At 57.9% G+C, this 15,702-nt stretch carries 9 protein-coding genes, 5 pseudogenes and 1 other annotated feature; of the genes and pseudogenes, 8 read left to right on the plus strand and 6 right to left on the minus strand.

Annotated elements, in window-relative coordinates; all coding sequences use genetic code 11:
* Positions 1-673 (minus strand): annotated as a pseudogene (locus tag CFB39_RS38230) (IS5 family transposase); the annotation flags it as partial.
* Between the two features lie 107 nt (positions 674-780).
* On the opposite strand from CFB39_RS38230, the pseudogene CFB39_RS38235 reads away from it, so the two are divergent.
* Positions 781-2,013, plus strand: a pseudogene (locus CFB39_RS38235) (IS3 family transposase).
* Positions 1,062-1,178, plus strand: a sequence feature (AL1L pseudoknot). (Overlaps the previous pseudogene by 117 nt.)
* Before the next feature lie 141 nt (positions 2,014-2,154).
* On the opposite strand, the gene CFB39_RS38240 reads toward CFB39_RS38235, so the two are convergent.
* The gene (locus CFB39_RS38240) at positions 2,155-3,048 is read right to left on the minus strand and encodes an alpha/beta fold hydrolase (RefSeq protein ID WP_089476950.1); all 894 of its coding nucleotides are present in this window, start codon (positions 3,046-3,048) and stop codon (positions 2,155-2,157) included.
* A 137-nt stretch (positions 3,049-3,185) separates the two neighbouring features.
* On the opposite strand from CFB39_RS38240, the gene CFB39_RS38245 reads away from it, so the two are divergent.
* From CFB39_RS38245 to CFB39_RS38260, 6 genes and pseudogenes are all read left to right on the plus strand, one after another.
* The gene (locus tag CFB39_RS38245; protein WP_089476943.1) at positions 3,186-3,779 is read left to right on the plus strand and encodes a CGNR zinc finger domain-containing protein; all 594 of its coding nucleotides are present in this window, start codon (positions 3,186-3,188) and stop codon (positions 3,777-3,779) included.
* Positions 3,780-4,077: 298 nt separating this feature from the next.
* On the plus strand, positions 4,078-4,956 hold the full coding sequence (locus tag CFB39_RS38250; RefSeq protein ID WP_306426948.1) for an AraC family transcriptional regulator: 879 nt from the start codon (positions 4,078-4,080) through the stop codon (positions 4,954-4,956).
* 82 nt (positions 4,957-5,038) lie between these two features.
* Entirely contained in the window at positions 5,039-5,422 is a 384-nt protein-coding gene (locus CFB39_RS40500; RefSeq protein ID WP_179257808.1) for a hypothetical protein, read from the plus strand.
* A gap of 502 nt (positions 5,423-5,924) precedes the next feature.
* Positions 5,925-6,215 (plus strand): annotated as a pseudogene (locus CFB39_RS41325) (hypothetical protein); the annotation flags it as partial.
* Between the two features lie 70 nt (positions 6,216-6,285).
* Positions 6,286-9,264: a winged helix-turn-helix domain-containing protein gene (locus CFB39_RS38255; RefSeq protein ID WP_089476944.1), complete on the plus strand. Its 2,979-nt coding sequence runs from the start codon at positions 6,286-6,288 to the stop codon at positions 9,262-9,264.
* Positions 9,265-9,488: 224 nt separating this feature from the next.
* Positions 9,489-10,621 (plus strand): IS3 family transposase gene (locus tag CFB39_RS38260; RefSeq protein WP_089476945.1). Its coding sequence is split into 2 segments (ribosomal slippage): positions 9,489-9,750 and positions 9,750-10,621, totalling 1,134 coding nucleotides; the frame shifts between segments, so codons are not numbered across the junction.
* A gap of 37 nt (positions 10,622-10,658) precedes the next feature.
* On the opposite strand, the pseudogene CFB39_RS38265 reads toward CFB39_RS38260, so the two are convergent.
* Together CFB39_RS38265 and CFB39_RS38275 are read right to left on the minus strand one after the other, a co-directional pair.
* A pseudogene (locus tag CFB39_RS38265) lies at positions 10,659-11,534 on the minus strand (ISL3 family transposase); the annotation flags it as partial.
* 460 nt (positions 11,535-11,994) lie between these two features.
* Positions 11,995-12,294, minus strand: coding sequence for an H-NS family nucleoid-associated regulatory protein (locus CFB39_RS38275; RefSeq protein WP_089476946.1), 300 nt, complete (start codon positions 12,292-12,294; stop codon positions 11,995-11,997).
* A 56-nt stretch (positions 12,295-12,350) separates the two neighbouring features.
* Here CFB39_RS38275 and CFB39_RS39995 point away from each other — a divergent pair.
* A pseudogene (locus tag CFB39_RS39995) lies at positions 12,351-13,107 on the plus strand (transposase); the annotation flags it as partial.
* 747 nt (positions 13,108-13,854) lie between these two features.
* Here CFB39_RS39995 and CFB39_RS38290 read toward each other — a convergent pair.
* Positions 13,855-14,670: a hypothetical protein gene (locus CFB39_RS38290; RefSeq protein ID WP_144030392.1), complete on the minus strand. Its 816-nt coding sequence runs from the start codon at positions 14,668-14,670 to the stop codon at positions 13,855-13,857.
* A gap of 873 nt (positions 14,671-15,543) precedes the next feature.
* The coding region (locus CFB39_RS38295) for a transposase domain-containing protein (protein ID WP_144030393.1) at positions 15,544-15,702 on the minus strand (159 nt) is incomplete at its 5' end.

Genomic DNA, 15,702 nt, shown 5'->3' on the forward strand with positions numbered 1-15,702 from the left:
ACGACCCAGCGATATTTGCCAAGGCCGCTGCCATGTTCGGTACGGCGCTTGGCGATCACCGGCTCGATACCGCGATCGCGCAACGCGCGTCGATGTCGCTCGGAGTCGTAACCGCGATCGGCGTAGACCACACGCGGCCTCTGCAATGGGTGGCCGCGCAATCCGCGAATCGGCGGAATCGCGTCGATCAGCGACAGCAATTGCGTGACGTCGTTGACGGCCGCGCCGGTCAGGATCGCGGCGAGCGGGGTGCCGTTGGCGCCGGTGACGCTGTGGTGCTTGGAACCGGGTCGTGCACGATCGGTAGGGTTTGGCCCAGTTTTTGGCCCGCCCCAACGGCGCGGATCGAGGATGAATCGATCGCAGCTCGAGAGAAGTCGATTTGGTCTGCTGCTCGCAGCTTCGCAAGAAGCAGTTCGTGCAAGCGATTCCATACGCCGGCGGCCTGGCAGTCGCGTAACCGTCGCCAACACGTCACGCCCGAGCCGCAACCCATCTCGGCAGGCAGGTCGCGCCAGCGCAGTCTGGTCTTGAGGACGAACAGGATTCCAGTCAACGCAGCGCGATTCGAAACCGGCAGGCGGCCCGGGTTCTTCTCGCGCCGCGGCTTGGGTCGCGGCAGCAGCGGTTCGATCAGTGTCCACAATTTGTCGTCGATGATCGGCTTGGCCATCTCCTCGGTCTCGGTTGTTCCGATGCCTGAGGTTAACAGCTCGCCGCGAAAGTTAACTGAACCGCCCCGGATTTTGTGGAGGCTCCAACTCTTGAGAGAATGGAGCCATGAACAAGAAGGTAACCAAGTTTTCCCCGGAAGTCCGAGAGCGCGCGGTGCGCCTGGTGCGCGAGCAGCGTGGCAAACATCCGTCGATGTGGGCGGCGATCGAGTCGATTGCACCGATGATCGGCTGCACACCGCAGACACTGCATGAGTGGGTCAAGCGCGACCAGGTCGACCACGGTGAGCGCGATGGCGTGACCACAGACGAGCGCGAGCGCCTCAAGGCCTTGGAGCGCGAAGTCAAGGAGTTGCGTCGTGCCAACGAGATTCTCAAGGTCGCGAGCGCGTTTTTCACCCAGGCGAAGCTCGACCGCCGTTTCAAGTCCTGAAGGCCTTCATCGATCAGCATCGCGACACCTTCGGGGTCGAGCCGATCTGCAAGGTCTTGCGGATTGCCCCGTCGGGTTACCGACGCCATGCCGCGCAGCTTCGTGATCCGTCGCGGCGATCTGTTCGCGCAATCCGCGATGAACGTCTGCGGCCGGAGATCAAGCGTGTGTGGCAGGCCAACATGCAGGTCTACGGCGCGGATAAAGTCTGGAAGCAGATGAACCGGGAGCGTATCGCGGTGGCGCGCTGCACGGTCGAACGTTTGATGAAGCAACTGGATTTGTGCGGCGTGATGCGAGGCAAGCGTGTTCGCACGACTGTTCCTGATGCCATAGCCCCGCGCTCGCTGGATCGGGTCAATCGCCAGTTCAAGGCGGCACGGCCGAACCAGCTCTGGGTTTCTGACTTCACCTACGTTTCGACGTGGCAGGGCTGGCTGTATGTGGCTTTCGTGATCGATGTGTTTGCTCGCCGTATCGTTGGCTGGCGAGTCAGCAGTTCGATGACCACGGACTTCGTTCTGGATGCACTTGAACAGGCGCTTTACGCGCGGCGCCCGGGCGACGCGGAACATTGATACACCATTCCGACAGAGGGTCCCAATACGTCAGCATTCGCTACAGCGAACGGCTGGCCGAAGCGGGCATCGAACCGTCGGTCGGCAGCCGGGGAGACAGCTATGACAACGCCCTGGCTGAAACGATCAACGGCTTGTACAAGGCTGAACTGATTCATCGCCGCACCTGGAAAGCGCGGGAATCCGTTGAACTGGCAACGCTGCAGTGGGTGGCCTGGTTCAATCATCATCGGTTGATGGAACCCTCGACTATATCCCGCCCGCCGAAGCTGAGGCAAACTACTATCGGCAACTTGAAACAGCTGCCGCCGAACTCGCATCAACTTAAACCAACCAGCCTCCACGATTCCCGGGGCGGTTCATAACAGCCCCATGTGCCCTTTTTTGAAACCGTCTCTAAAGAGGATCAAACGCATGGCAGACTGCCCAAGCCAACAGGGCGACTAGGTCGCCCATAGCCAGACGTTCTTTACTCCACGTTTTCATCCAGAAAAGCCCGAATGACCGCCCCAATCTCGGCCCCGTGCGTTTCAAGTGCTAGGTGGCCAGTGTCATAGAAACGCACATTGGCGCTAGGGATGTCGCGCTTCCAGGCCTCGGCGCCAGCAGGCAGGAAGAACGGATCGTTCTTGCCCCATACGGCCAGCAGAGGCGGTTGATATTTGCGAAAATAGGCTTGAAATTCCGGGTACTTCTCCACATTGGACGCGTAGTCCAAAAGCAGATCGAGCTGAATGTCAGCATTGCCAGGCCGAGACACAAAGAAGCTTTCAAGCGCGATCGCGTCGGGGGCGACAAGGGTTTGATCCGGAACGCCTTCGAGATACTGCCACTTGATAGAGGCGGGGGTGGGAAACTCGTGCAGCGCATCGCGGTTCGCTTGTGACGGTTCCTTCCAATACCTCTGAATCGGGGCCCAGCTCTGCCCCAACCCCTCCTCGTATGCGTTACCGTTCTGCGAAATGATGGCGCTTACGCGAGAAGGATGCGCTACCGCGAGACGCCAACCTACCGGAGCGCCGTAGTCGAAGACTTGAACGGCATAGCGGTCCAGCTTCAGTTGCTCAGTGAACTGGTCGATGGTCTTGGCGAGTTGGTCAAACGTGTAGGCATACTGTCCGCGAGCGGGTGCTTCAGTAAATCCAAAGCCCGGCAGGTCCGGCGCAATAACGTGGTACTTGTCCGCAAGCATTGGGATGAGATTGCGATACATGAATGAAGATGCTGCATACCCATGCAGCAAGAGCACCGTCGGAGCGTTGCGGTTGCCAGCCTCACGATAGAACACCTTCACATCCCCCACCTGCTCGAACTTGTGGTGGACCTGAAGATCTGCTGCCTGTACTCCGCCAGTCAGTACCATCGCAGCCAGACTGACTGCTCCTATCAATCCATTCGAGGCCATAGCGAAACTCCTTTGTAACCTGTTAAAACCAATTTCGAGGTTACGCCCCGCACCGGTAACTTGTCAATTTGTTTTTTGTAGGTTACATTGACAGAATGCTAGAGAACACGAAGATCCAGAAGGCTCCTCTGTTCGTCGGTGACGACCTCGCACTTGACTTCATCAACAGTGAATTCGGTGTAGGCTCGGCACACTACGAGTGTTTCGCCGATGACAATGCCGTGCTGACATGGTTGAAGCTGGCCGGGGTCCTTCCTAACGACATCGACGCGGCACCAGAGGGCCTGATGGAGTTCGCCCTGCAATTGCGCGAAAACGCCAAATCGTTGGTGAATGCAGCCAAGCTGGGAGGAAACGCAAACGCCACCGTCGTTAACCAAGTTCTCAAGGACGGTCGCGCATCAAAGGAGTTGAAGTGGGACAGTACCAGTAAATCTTTCAAGGTGGTCAGACTGCGTCGCCAAGGGGACGCGGCCAGCCTTCTCGAACCCATCGCTCAAGCTGTCGTTAAACTTCTAACCGACAAGCAGTTGGAACTTGTGCGGCAATGTGAAGCGCACGACTGTACTCTCATGTTTTACGACAAGACGAAGTCACATCGCCGCCGCTGGTGCAGCATGGCTGTGTGCGGCAACCGGATGAAGGTAGCGGCGTTCCGGTCGCGCAAGAAGGGGGAGTGGTCAGTGTGACCGCGGGACAACGTCATGGAGCGCCCCACGGTCTAAACGGTCAGGATTGTGCGCAAATAAGCCGCGTCGTCCGCTTCGAAATGGAATTCCCAGGATTTCGTAGACAGTCGCCTGGAAGTAGAAATGGCTGCGCCATCACAAAATTCAAAAGCCTGGCTCGCATACGAATTCATCTATGCGCATCGTATGGACGACCCCGTTCAGACAATGTGCGAGGTTCGGCCGGCGCACTATCTCCACAGTTTCCACGCCGATTCATTCTGCATTTCTATCATGGACAACAGTGCCCGTGTAACTTATGTATATGAACGACTCCGACGATATCGAGCGAAATTCTCTTCGAGAGATTGATGAAACAACGCCTCGAAACGACGCCCGCTTCTGGCGCTCTACCTTGATCCCCGGCGGAGAAATGGTAACGGCCAGATTTACCGATCATGTCTACTCGCCTCACTGGCATGAAGCGTATACGATATCGATTATAGAGCGGGGAGCTGAACGTTACGACTACCGCGGAACACGGTTCATTGCCGACGCTGGATCTCTTCCAATTATCAATCCCGGCGAAATCCATACCGGCTCAAGCGCAGCCGACGCCGGTTGGCAATGCCGCACTTTCTATCTGCCAATCGACTATGTAAAGAGCGTTGCCGAAGAAGTCGGGTTGTCCCATCACGCCGCGCCATGGTTTGACATGGACATCATCAAAGATGCCGATCTGGTAGGCCGCGCGCTGCGAGCGCACCGCATGCTCGAGACCGGCACCGACGTACTTGCCGTAGAGTACGCTCTGCTAGATGCCGTTTCCACTTTGTTGAAGCGCTACGCACGGCTGCCCCCTTCCGCACAGCCAATGAGCATTGATCGCATGCGTGTTGAGCGCATGAAAGTGCGCATGCTCGACGAACTAACCGCGTCGCTCGACTTGGCCGAGCTGGCCAAGGTCGTAGGATTGTCGAAATTCCACGCGGCGCGAATCTTCACGCGCGAGGTCGGCATGGCGCCGCATGCATGGCGCAACCAGATTCGGCTAGTCCGTGCGCGCGACGCACTTCGCGCCGGCATGCCTGCAACTGAGGCTGCGGCGGCTTTCGGCTTTGCGGACCAGAGCCACTTTAACCGCCACTTCAAGAAAACATACGGCGTCGCGCCAAGTCGCTGGCGTGGCATTTTGTAAAGAAAATGTAATAGCAAGAACGTTCAAGTGCGTTCGTCGTTTCGCGTTCTATTCTCACCGTCAACCGGAGAAAGATATCGACGTGAATCAACGACGAAGCTCGGTAGCCAATGCCGGAGCAGGCATCGATACGAGTTTCGTAGCGCTCATCGATGTCGAACACCGGGGCGGTGCAGCGATTCTCGTCGATGTGCTGAGAGGTGAAGGTGCCCGCAATGTCTTCGGCAACTCCGGCACGATGCAGCTGTTATTCATCGATGCACTCACCGATGCTCCCGACCCTTCATTTACTTTCGGTATGCAAAATATTTCGATCGATGCAATAGCGGATGGCTATGTTCACGCTTCTGGCAGCTCCGATTTTACAAGTTCCCATACAGTGGATGACCTCAGCCACGCGATGGGCGCCCCCCCTGAATTCAAAAGCGGCCAGAACACCACTGATTGTCAATGCGGCCCCGCATGATTCACGTCATGCATTCGCGGAACCACTATTGCATGGGAACTTATTGGGTGTCACATGTCCGGCGGTTAGATGGGGACCGAATGTATCTCAGGCATTACTACCAGCCCCAAGTGATGAGTGGCGGGACACGCGCGTTGAATTGGCGCTCTGCGGGCGCGCAGCGCAGCGGGTTCGATACGAACGCATCGAACTCGTGGAGCAGATCGCGCCAAGCCCGGGCACCGGAATAAAAGCGCCTCTCGTAGCCGCGCACGAAACTGCTCGGGCACTCGGCACAACGATGTCTCTTGTCCAAGGATCGCCAAATACGGCGAAGCTGATTCGCAGCGTGCTCAACTTCGATAGCACCCTGCAGTACTACGGTACTCTCGGTACCGTCCTCGAATGGGGTATGGGAGCGGCCGGTTGGCAAATCACTGGATCTCGGGCGGAATCAATTCGTCACGATTATCGGTGATGGCTCCGCCCTCGACTCGCCGTAGATTTCTGAACTGCTGCACATGAGTGCCTTCCAATAACGCTGATCTTGGTGAACGACCAGGGCTACAACATCCTTAAAAGTCTTATGAAATCCCAGAATCACCTTATCGGTGCCCACACCAACCACTTCACCTGCATCGGCCTTAAAGACCCACCTATCGACTTCCTGGCCCTTGCAAGACACTTCGGGTCTAGTGGCTTGTCGCGCAGAGCATGCGACAAACATCGTGACTGCCGTCAAATACGATGTCGCGTCGGGTTTGCCAACCCAGATCGAAATTCCGGTCGGCGTCGCTTAACCATGCACCCATGATCTAGTTCAGGATTGGTACAGGTCAACTATCCATACTCGTTTTGAGTGCCGCATGTGTCGAGAGTGACTCGTGACAACTGCCAAAACGCACCTCCCTTCTGATGAGCACTTCACGCTGTTCCGTCGTTTTGCTATCGGACGCCAGTCCCGCCAACTGTGGGCGAACGGAAAAGCGCTCTCGCTCAACGAGCGAGCGACCGAGTTGTTGATCACACTGATCGATGCAGGTGGAAGGATAGTCTCGATCGAACAGCTTCAACAGCACGTATGGCCTGAGGTACCCGTCTCAGCCAATAGTGTTCAAGCGTTGGTATCGCAATTGCGCAATGTGCTTGGCGACGATCGCGATGTGATCGAAACCGTTCCACGCCGGGGTTATCGCTTCGGGGCAGAGCGGTGTGACATTCGAGAGGAGCGGGTTAGCCACGTCAGCAGGAGTGATGCGGATGATCCGAAGAAGCATACGTTATATGGCGTGCCGCCAGTGGGAACTCAGGATGAGCAAGTTGTCAACGGGTTCCACAACGCTGGTCGCCAGCTACTGATCGGGCGCGATGCGGAGATCTCCGAGTTATTGATGCTGGTGCCGAAACATCGCCTGATCACATTGACGAGTGCGGGCGGAAATGGAAAAACGTGCCTCGCTCGCGAGGTGGCACTACGTACCGCGACAATGTTCCGTGATGGCGTCTTCTACGTCGAGCTCGCCGAACTGACGCTGCCCGAACTCATCCCGGATGCCATTGCGGCGCAAATCCCAGCCTTCTCACTGAACACGACCTCGGGACTGGACGGGCTTGTCGAGCAGCTTACTGGTCGCGAAACTCTGCTGATCATCGACGATTGCGACCATCTTGCCCACGAAATCGCGATGGTTGTCGATGCATTGCTGAGCGCGACCAAGCTATGCATGATTGTGTGCGCGGAGGCTCCGTTGTTTATTGCAGGAGAGTACGTGACGCCGCTGGCACCGCTGCGCTTCTGGGTACGATCGACACCCGATACATCACTTGACGTACAGAACGCACCACCGTCAGATGCCTCCCGAATGCTAATTGCACAACTCGAAGAATGCGGAGTATGGTTTGCTAACGACACGGGGGCGGCCACTTTGGATAGCACGCGTATCGCTCTGCCCAATGTCACTCAGTCCATGCATCCACAAGTCGACTTGGAGTCGGTCTGTCGTGCGCTATGCGGCAATCCGCTCGCACTCGCGGTTGCGGCACGTCAGATCGCGTACACCATGCGCGGTCGAACGGCACTCGGCAAAGCAATCGATGACTGGAAAGCACATTGGCGCCGACTGATGCAGCATCGAACAGGAAGTGGCGAGGTCACACCGCGACCAGCTACGTTAGTGTCGTCCGTAGTCGCCATGGCATATGACAAGCTCGATGCCAGCACGCAGCGCGTACTTTGTTGCGTCAGTCTGATAGCCGGATCGTTCGATTTTGCTGACGCGCGGGCCATTTGCCTGCAAGCAGAGGAGTCCCGCGCCCCAGACAAGGAAGACACGCTCCAGGTCGTCATGTCGAACTTGATCGATGCTGGCCTGATGGACGAATATTCGTCAAACAATCCTGGCCGTCTCTTTGAAGTACCCAAAGTGGTGCGACGATTCGCGCTCGAAACGTTGAGGAATCTTTACGACCAGGGGGACCTATCCAAGCGACATGCGCAATGGGTAGTCGAGCAAATCGGCAACGCCAGTTGTCCAGACAGCAAGCATGCCGCCGGACCCGCGTCGTACCTGCACCATAACCGGGCCCCAAGCATTGGGGACATACGACGTGCGCTCGGCTTTTCGGTCCACGCCCGTTACATCCAGGTCGCAGCGCAACTACTGCGGCATTCGGCGCCGATCTGGGTCGCCGCGCGACTTTCCAACGAATGGCTAGCATGGACCGATCGAGTGCTGAAGCGCGACTTTTCGCGCCCGACCCTCAAGGTCCGAGACCACATGCTCCTGCATCTATCCCTCGCGGAGTCCATGCAGCATGCCATGTCGACAACATCAGCAGATACGATTGCGGCATGGTGGCGTGTCTATGAACTCGCCACTGCCTGCGCCGATGACGAGAATCGTTTGCAAGCACTGGCGCTGCTTTTGATGCGCTCACTCGAAGCCGGTTTTAACGGCGATTCACCTGAACTACTGATGCAGGTACGAACGCGTATCGCGCATGAGTGCGCCAGCTCATCGCGACATCGCGGTTTTGCACTGTTACGTGGTGCACTACTAACCTTTGATGGTCGGCACGACGACGCGATCAGTTTGTTTTCGCCCCCCGACGAAAAGACAGAGTCGGTCAGCGGATATTCCAATGGCAAGGAGAATGAAACATACTACCCTGATTACGTCGCAGTAGTTTCGGACAATGCGCTAGCTATGTCGCTGTGGCTTACTGGCGCACATTCGATCTCGCATCCGACGTTGCTGCGCGCGTTGCAGGGTGCACGACAGCAATCCGATCCAGTAGCGCGTTGCGCCGCCGAAATGATGGCCTCCGTCTTGTTCCTGCTGGAAGGCAATACTCAGCGGGTTGCACAACACGCCCGGTTGCTGCTGGAAGTCGCACGGTGCAACGGGTTGCACGGCTGGACAAGTATCGGGCACGCCTTTTTGCAGTGGACTCGCGCGATCGACGAAACCCATGACGAGGCTCGCAAACTGACCCAGCTTGCGCTTGACAATCTAGCTCGCGGTCACACAACGATTGTCGATTTAGTGGCGCTGGAACGTTTTTCAGCACTGGCATTGAATCAAGTCTGTGGTGCAGTATTAATTCGACAGTTTGAACAGATGATCACAAATCTACGGAATGGTGGACGAAAGTGGCTGATACCGGAGGCGATGCGTGTGTATGCGATAATGCAACACCGCGCGGGCCTGCCTAAAGAGAACGTGCGAGCGGCGCTCGAACAAGCAGCATACGAAGCCCGCCAACAACGCACGTCGCTACTCTGGCGCCGGATCTCGGCTACCATTGAGCAAATCTTGCCATCACGGGGGACAGAGGCAGCCAAAAATATCACCCGCACGTGACTCCGGCAGTAAATTCTCGCGCGTTGGTGCGACAAGCGCGGCGGAGATTCGAAGGGTTCTTTTGCAATAACGCGATGCGTTTTTCAAAGCAGAAGGTACCGCCTGCTGCTCAATCGGTAAGCGCATAGAATGTATGCGATCCCCGAACGACGTCCTTCAGAGTGATGAGGCCGGTCGGAAAAATGGAAGCCAACGTTTCGTAAAATCGAGAAACGGAGGCATGGATGAATTTAATTCCAAGAGCGGTCTATACGAAGGAGCTTCGCGACGAAGCGGTCAAGTTGGCGTTGACCGAAGGTGTGGGGGTATCGGAAGCTTCCCGGCGCTTGTCGATCCCAATCAAGACGCTGGCAAACTGGGTGCGCGCGGCGAAGGCCGGTAAGCTGAAAGATGTCGGCCGGCACCAGAGGCCACTGACGGAAATGGAGGCCGAGCTGGCGCAGGTCAAGCGCGAACTGGCCGAGGTCAAAATGGAGCGCGATCTGCTAAAAAAGTTCGCGCCGTACTTCGCGAAGGAGTCGCGGTGAAGTACGGCGCGATCGAACAAATGCGACAGGACTATCCCGTGCCGCCGATGTGCCGCGTGCTGGGTGTACCAGTGAGCGGCTACTATGCGTGGCGCAAGCGCGAGCCGTCCGAAAGAACGCAGCAGGAGCCTCGCCTGGAAGCGGAGGTACTTGCGGCACATCAGCGAACTCGGGAAAGCTTCGGGCCCGAGCGCCTGAAGCAACATCTCGATGAACGTGGCGTGCGAATCGGCGTGCACCGGATCAGGCGGCTGCGCAGAAGACTGGGACTGCGCTGCCAGCAGAAACGCCGGTTCAAGGCCACGACGAATTCGAAGCACGACCTGCCTGTCGCGCCGAATCTGTTGAACCAGGATTTCTCAGTGACCGCGCCCAATCAGGCCTGGTGCGGTGACGTCACCTATATCGCGACCGACGAGGGCTGGCTGTATCTTGCCTGCCTGAAAGACCTGTACAGCGGCGAAATCGTCGGCTATGCGATGAGCGAACGGATGACGAAAAATCTGGTCATGCAGGCGCTGTTTCGCGCTGTCGCAACCCGACGACCGCCGGCGGGCCTGATTCACCATAGCGACCGTGGGTCGCAATATTGTGCGCTGGCTTATCAAGCATTCATCGGCTACGACAACGCGCCCATCGAATCCTTCTGGGGAACGCTGAAGAATGAACTGGTCTATCATCAACGCTTCGCCACGCGCGAGCAGGCACGCCTGGCGATCAGCGAATACATCGAAATCTTCTACAACCGGCAGCGCACGCAGGCGCGTCTGAACTACCAATCGCCTGTCGCGTTCACGCAGCGCTTCTATTTGAATCAGATCGCTGCTTAACCCGTTGGCCTCCACGAATTCCGTCCGACCTCACCTTCAGATGCACGGCCTGTTCTGGCTTCAGGTTATGACGGTTGCGCAGCAGCAGCCAGCGACTGGACTTCAGGACCTTGCGGGCCGGCTTGTCATGTCGCAGTTGGTTGGCCTGATCCACCCGTACCCGATCGATCACCTCGCGACCGTACTTGGCCACGACGTGGTACAGGTCGAAGACGATTTCCGCCTGCGGGCACTGTTCCTTGATCTCCAACTCGTAGGCCGTGGTCATATCGATGGCGACCGCTTCGATGCGCTCGGCTACGCCTTCGGGGAGCTGTTCGAAGAAGGCTCGCGCCGTTTCGCGTGAACGTCCGGGCCCGACCCAGAGCACCTGTCGTCCGATCGGATCAACCACCACCGTGGCGTAGCGATGGCCTTTATGCAGCGCGAACTCGTCCATGGCCAGATAGCGAATCGTCGACCAGTCCGGTTCGGCCACGCGCGCGCGCAAGCGCATCTTGTCGATCGATTTGACCGTGTGCCAGCCCAGATCGTAGAAGGCCGCTACCGCCTGTACGCTGGCGGCCTGCAGCAGCTTCTCGCAGGCCTTCGCGAATCGCTCCGTCACCCGCTGGTAGCGGCCCAGCCACGCCAGCTTCTCCAGTCGCGGGCCGCCGCAGTATTCGCACCAGATCCGGCGTCGAGGCACGTGCAGCACGACCCGGTACTCGAACAGCGGCAGATCGCGCACTCGACGAACCGTCGTCTCGTGGATTTGCTGGCAGCGCGCACCGCATTGCTCGCAGTACATGACCTTGCTGACCGGCTTCAGATACAGCGACAGCGTGCGCGCTTCTCCTTGCGGCCATTCCACCCGCTCCAACCGATAGCCGGTCCAGCAGCCCAGTGCCTGAAGTGCCTTGCGATCGAGCAATTCTTCCTCCGACATCCTCAAAATCAGGTGTCAGATTATGCAATCGCTCGAAAACCCTCCACGGTTTCCTGCGATGAACCAGAATTTAGCCGCTCCCCAAAGAGATGAGTCACCATCTCGGCTACCCGCTGTGTGCGGCTAAACCGACTACCATTAGCGGCGAACGTAACGCAAGGGCACCCGCCGCCAAAGTGTCCCGCGATTCAGGCCAGTAAGCGAGCGCCGCGTCGAATTGTCGTGCCGTTCAATCACCTGCTGCAGAGCGTTCCGGTGCTGCGCGGGCAAACTCACTCATCTTCGAGAGCACCCTTCAGAACCTGGATGTCCAGCGACTCGTTCGTCACCAGCCGCTTGAGTTGCTGACTTTCGCCTGCAGTTGTCGTAATCGTCGTGCATGCGACACGTCCACGCCGCCGTAACGACTACCGCGACCGAGATGCGGCTTGTGTCGGCGCGCAGTTCAAGCGTGGGGAGCCAGTGCCGCGATCAGAAACTGAGCGCGATCTTTGCCCACGATCCACGACGGCGGGCGACCGAGACCGCTCCACGTCGCGCCGGTACAAGGGTCTCGATATCGCGCTTGGGTAGGCCGGCGTTTCCGTCCTTCGCTCATACCGAAAATCTCGCGCGCAGAAAAGGTAAACTCGCCGATCAGACGTTTGACCTCCGTAAGCGCGGCTTCACGTGCTTCTGCCATGGCGGTCTGAATTTCAGCTTCGAGAGCAGCTCGTTGTGCAAGAAGTTTTTGGTATTTCGACATTTTTTACCGGTCTGGGTTCGGGAATAGATATTGAACAGCATACTGATCGATCCTGGAAGTCAGCCGGGTTGCGCGTGGCGGTAATCAACCCGCGCATGGCCGTGACTTCGCACGTGCGATGCAGCGATTGGCAAAGACCGACCGCATTGACGCCGCTACCCTCGCCGAGTTCGCTGCCGCACTGGCTCAACGTCCCGACTGCGAGCGCTTCGTGCACCCGTTGAGCGATCCCGCACAGCAGGATTTGGTGGCTCTGGTCACCCGGCGACGCCAGCTCGTAGCCCTGCAACTCTCTGAGCGTCAGCGCCTGCGCCTAGCTCGCCCGGTCACGCGCCCGAACATCCAGAGGCTGCTCGAGGCAATCGCCTGTCAGCTTGAGGATGTCGACGCTAAAATGCTCGGTCACGTTAAGCGGCACCGCGCCGTCATGGCCAAGGTGTTGCAAGACGTTCCCGGCATCGGTCGTGTCACCGCGACGTCCTTGATTGCCGAATTGCCTAAACTGGGCCATCTCAATCGACGCCAAATCTCTGTGCCCTGGTCGGCGTAGCACCCAATGCGAAAGATTATGGCTCTAGCACAGGCCGTAGGCGCATCGCCGGCGGGCGCTTCGAGGTGCGGCGCGCGCTACACATGGCAACCCTCACCGCGACTCGTTTCAACCCGGCCGTTCGCGCCTTCTACGAACGTTTGGTGGCAACTGACAAACTAAAGAAGGTAACTTTGATCGCCTGTATGCGCAAACTCATCACCCACCTCAATGCCATCGTCCGTAACCACCTAAATGCTCAAAATCAACCCCTCACAGGATGACATTCGACACGGTTATTCAGGTCATTCGGTTTTCCAACTATCACGATGTGGTGCTTAGAAGATCGTACTTGCAGCGATTACTGAATTTCAGTTAAAAGCCGCTAATTCCAATCTTCAAAACCCCGCCTCATGAAAGCCTGATAAACCGCCCCCCATACGCACCAATATCCGGCACAGTCCAACTCGGGCTTGCAACTACGATATCTGCTATCGGTCCATCAATAAATTCTGTTTGACACCTTTAATCTCCGCGAGCCGCATCGGGGCCTTTCTTTCTCTCTGTGCGGGCTTCTCTTTTCATACGCTGATAATCAGCAGCAGTGGCGTCGGGGCCATCGTCCTCTTCGCGAGGGCTTCTTCTTGCGCGTGGATATATTCAGCGGCGGTGGCGTCTGGATCCATCGTTCTCTTTGCAATGGCTTCTCGAGATGATTGATGTTTATCTTTTGAGGGCCGGCCGGGATTCGTGAAAAATCCGCCACGTCTCCACTTAGTTTATTGATTACATTGAAAAACTGATCGATCGCAGGAGAAAGCGCTCGACTGGAGTCAGAGAGGCACCTGTCGCCGGCGACCATGGATACCGACCCGATTCGCACTGCTTATCTAAACGCCACCCTCATGCGCGGCGGGCATCTGCTCGTCTGTGTTACCCCCAAAAGGCCGTTTCCGAACCACGCCTCGGGGACTATCTGCTGGATCCCTTGCGCTCCATCCCACTGCTTGATTCGACCATCGATTTTGCGTTCAAATCAAAGACGTAGGTCGTCCCGATTCGCCTTGCAGGTCCAGACCGAAGGTCCGGTTGAGCGCGGCCCGCGTGGAGCCTTGAAGGCCATGGTCGCGGATACTCTCGTTGACCGCCTGCTCGAGTGCAGCGGGACGCATGCCGCTGTTGGCGGGCACCAGATCTGACCACGAACGGCCCTGTCGTTCCAAATGACACAGAAAGCGGCTGACGTTCGAGCGATACTGATGTGCCAGGTCCGGACTCAGACTGGCCATCAGATCCTTGTGCTCGTCAAACGTCGGCGAAAGTCTCACTCGTCCCGTTTCGCCTTGCAGGACCAGACCGAAGGCCTGGTTGAGCGCGGCCCGCGTGTTTCTTTGAAGACCATGCTCGAGAATACCCTCGTTGACCACCCGTTCGAGTGCAGCGGGACGCATGCCGCTGTTGGCGGGCACCAGATCCGACCACGAACGGCCCTGTTGTTCCAGATGACACAGAAAACGGTTGATGGCCGAGCGATACTGCCGACTCAGTCCCTGAGGCAGCCCAGCCATCAGGTCCTTGTGCTCGTCAAACGTCGGCGAAAGTCTCACTCGTCCCGTTTCGCCTTGCAGGACCAGACCGAAGGCCTGATTGAGCGCGGCCCGCATTTCGTTGGTAAGAACACGGTTGCTCATGCCATCGTTGACCACCCGTTCGAGTGCGGCCGGACGTCTGTCGTCGGCGGTGGGCACCAGTTGCGACCACGAACGGCCCTGTTGTTCCAGATGACACAGGAAGCGGTTGACGGCCGAGCGATACTCGGTTCTCAGTCCCCGAGGCAGCCCATCCATCAGATCCGTGTGCTCGGAGAACGCCGGCGTAAGCCGGGTTTGCGCTCGACCGGAGCGCCTCGTTGTGTTGCGGCCCGAGGACGCAGACGACGTTTCAGGATAAGGCGCTGCTCTGGTAGTGCGCCAGGCCAGCGTGCGCTGCACACCCCGTGTGGACGATGAGGCGGTGGCAGCCCGCGCCTGCGATGACCCCTGCGAACTGGCAGCCGATAGCGACGAATATCCGAAACCACTGTAGGCCGAGGGTGCATCACTTGCGACTGAGTCCCCTGATGGCAGCGGTGCGCCTGAAAAATCGCGATTATTGTGCCCTCGAATCACGGCGCGTGTCAGAACCTCGACGGGATATTGCCGCGCCAAGTAATCCGCGATAGGATCCGCCGTGCCATACGGTCCTAGCGACGAGACGGACTCCGGTACAGCGCTCGAGGCCGACGCGCGTGATGGCAGGCCTGCGAACGCTGGCGGCATCGACGCTTGGCGCTGCCTTAATTCATCGACTTGAGCGATCTCATAAGGCGTTGGATCACGGGGGGAATATTGTCGGATCCAGGGGGCATAGCCTGGCCCCCATGTATGCACGCTGTTCTGGCCCGCCTGTGTACGGACCAAGTTGGTTGTCTCGAGGACTTGATCGTCGGGGTGGCCCTGAGCGATCAGATCGCTCGCAACAGCTTCGGAATTGAAGGAAAACGTTCGGAGCATTTTGGGAACTCGTCAGGTGCAGTGCGTGTATTGCACGAAGAGTATCGCGCCTTCCGAAATCCTCGTCGCCGATCTGGCGAAATTCAGTACGAGCAAACGAATGCTGAAAATCACAGTAAGCACTCGACCAGCACCGTAGCGTAGATCGTTGACGACGGGAGCGCGATGCTATCGGATAGGCTCGACGTGGGCAGTAGAGTGCAGCGACGACGCCACGTTCCACGGTAACAACTCGTCGATGCGGTTGATCGGATGGTCAGCGACGCGCTCGAGCACGTAGGCGAGATACGCCTCGGGATCGAGGCCGTTCAAGCGCGCCGTGCCAAT

Source organism: Burkholderia sp. AU6039 (genome assembly GCF_002223365.1).
Lineage (GTDB): Bacteria > Pseudomonadota > Gammaproteobacteria > Burkholderiales > Burkholderiaceae > Burkholderia.

Excerpts from the sequence above, each read along its gene's own strand:
- CFB39_RS38240 (WP_089476950.1), bottom strand. The coding sequence starts at position 3,048 with ATGGTACTGACTGGCGGAGTACAGGCAGCAGATCTTCAGGTCCACCAC.
- CFB39_RS38245 (WP_089476943.1), top strand. The coding sequence starts at position 3,186 with ATGCTAGAGAACACGAAGATCCAGAAGGCTCCTCTGTTCGTCGGTGAC.
- CFB39_RS38250 (WP_306426948.1), top strand. The coding sequence starts at position 4,078 with ATGTATATGAACGACTCCGACGATATCGAGCGAAATTCTCTTCGAGAG.
- CFB39_RS38275 (WP_089476946.1), bottom strand. The coding sequence starts at position 12,294 with ATGTCGAAATACCAAAAACTTCTTGCACAACGAGCTGCTCTCGAAGCT.
- CFB39_RS38290 (WP_144030392.1), bottom strand. The coding sequence starts at position 14,670 with ATGGATGGGCTGCCTCGGGGACTGAGAACCGAGTATCGCTCGGCCGTC.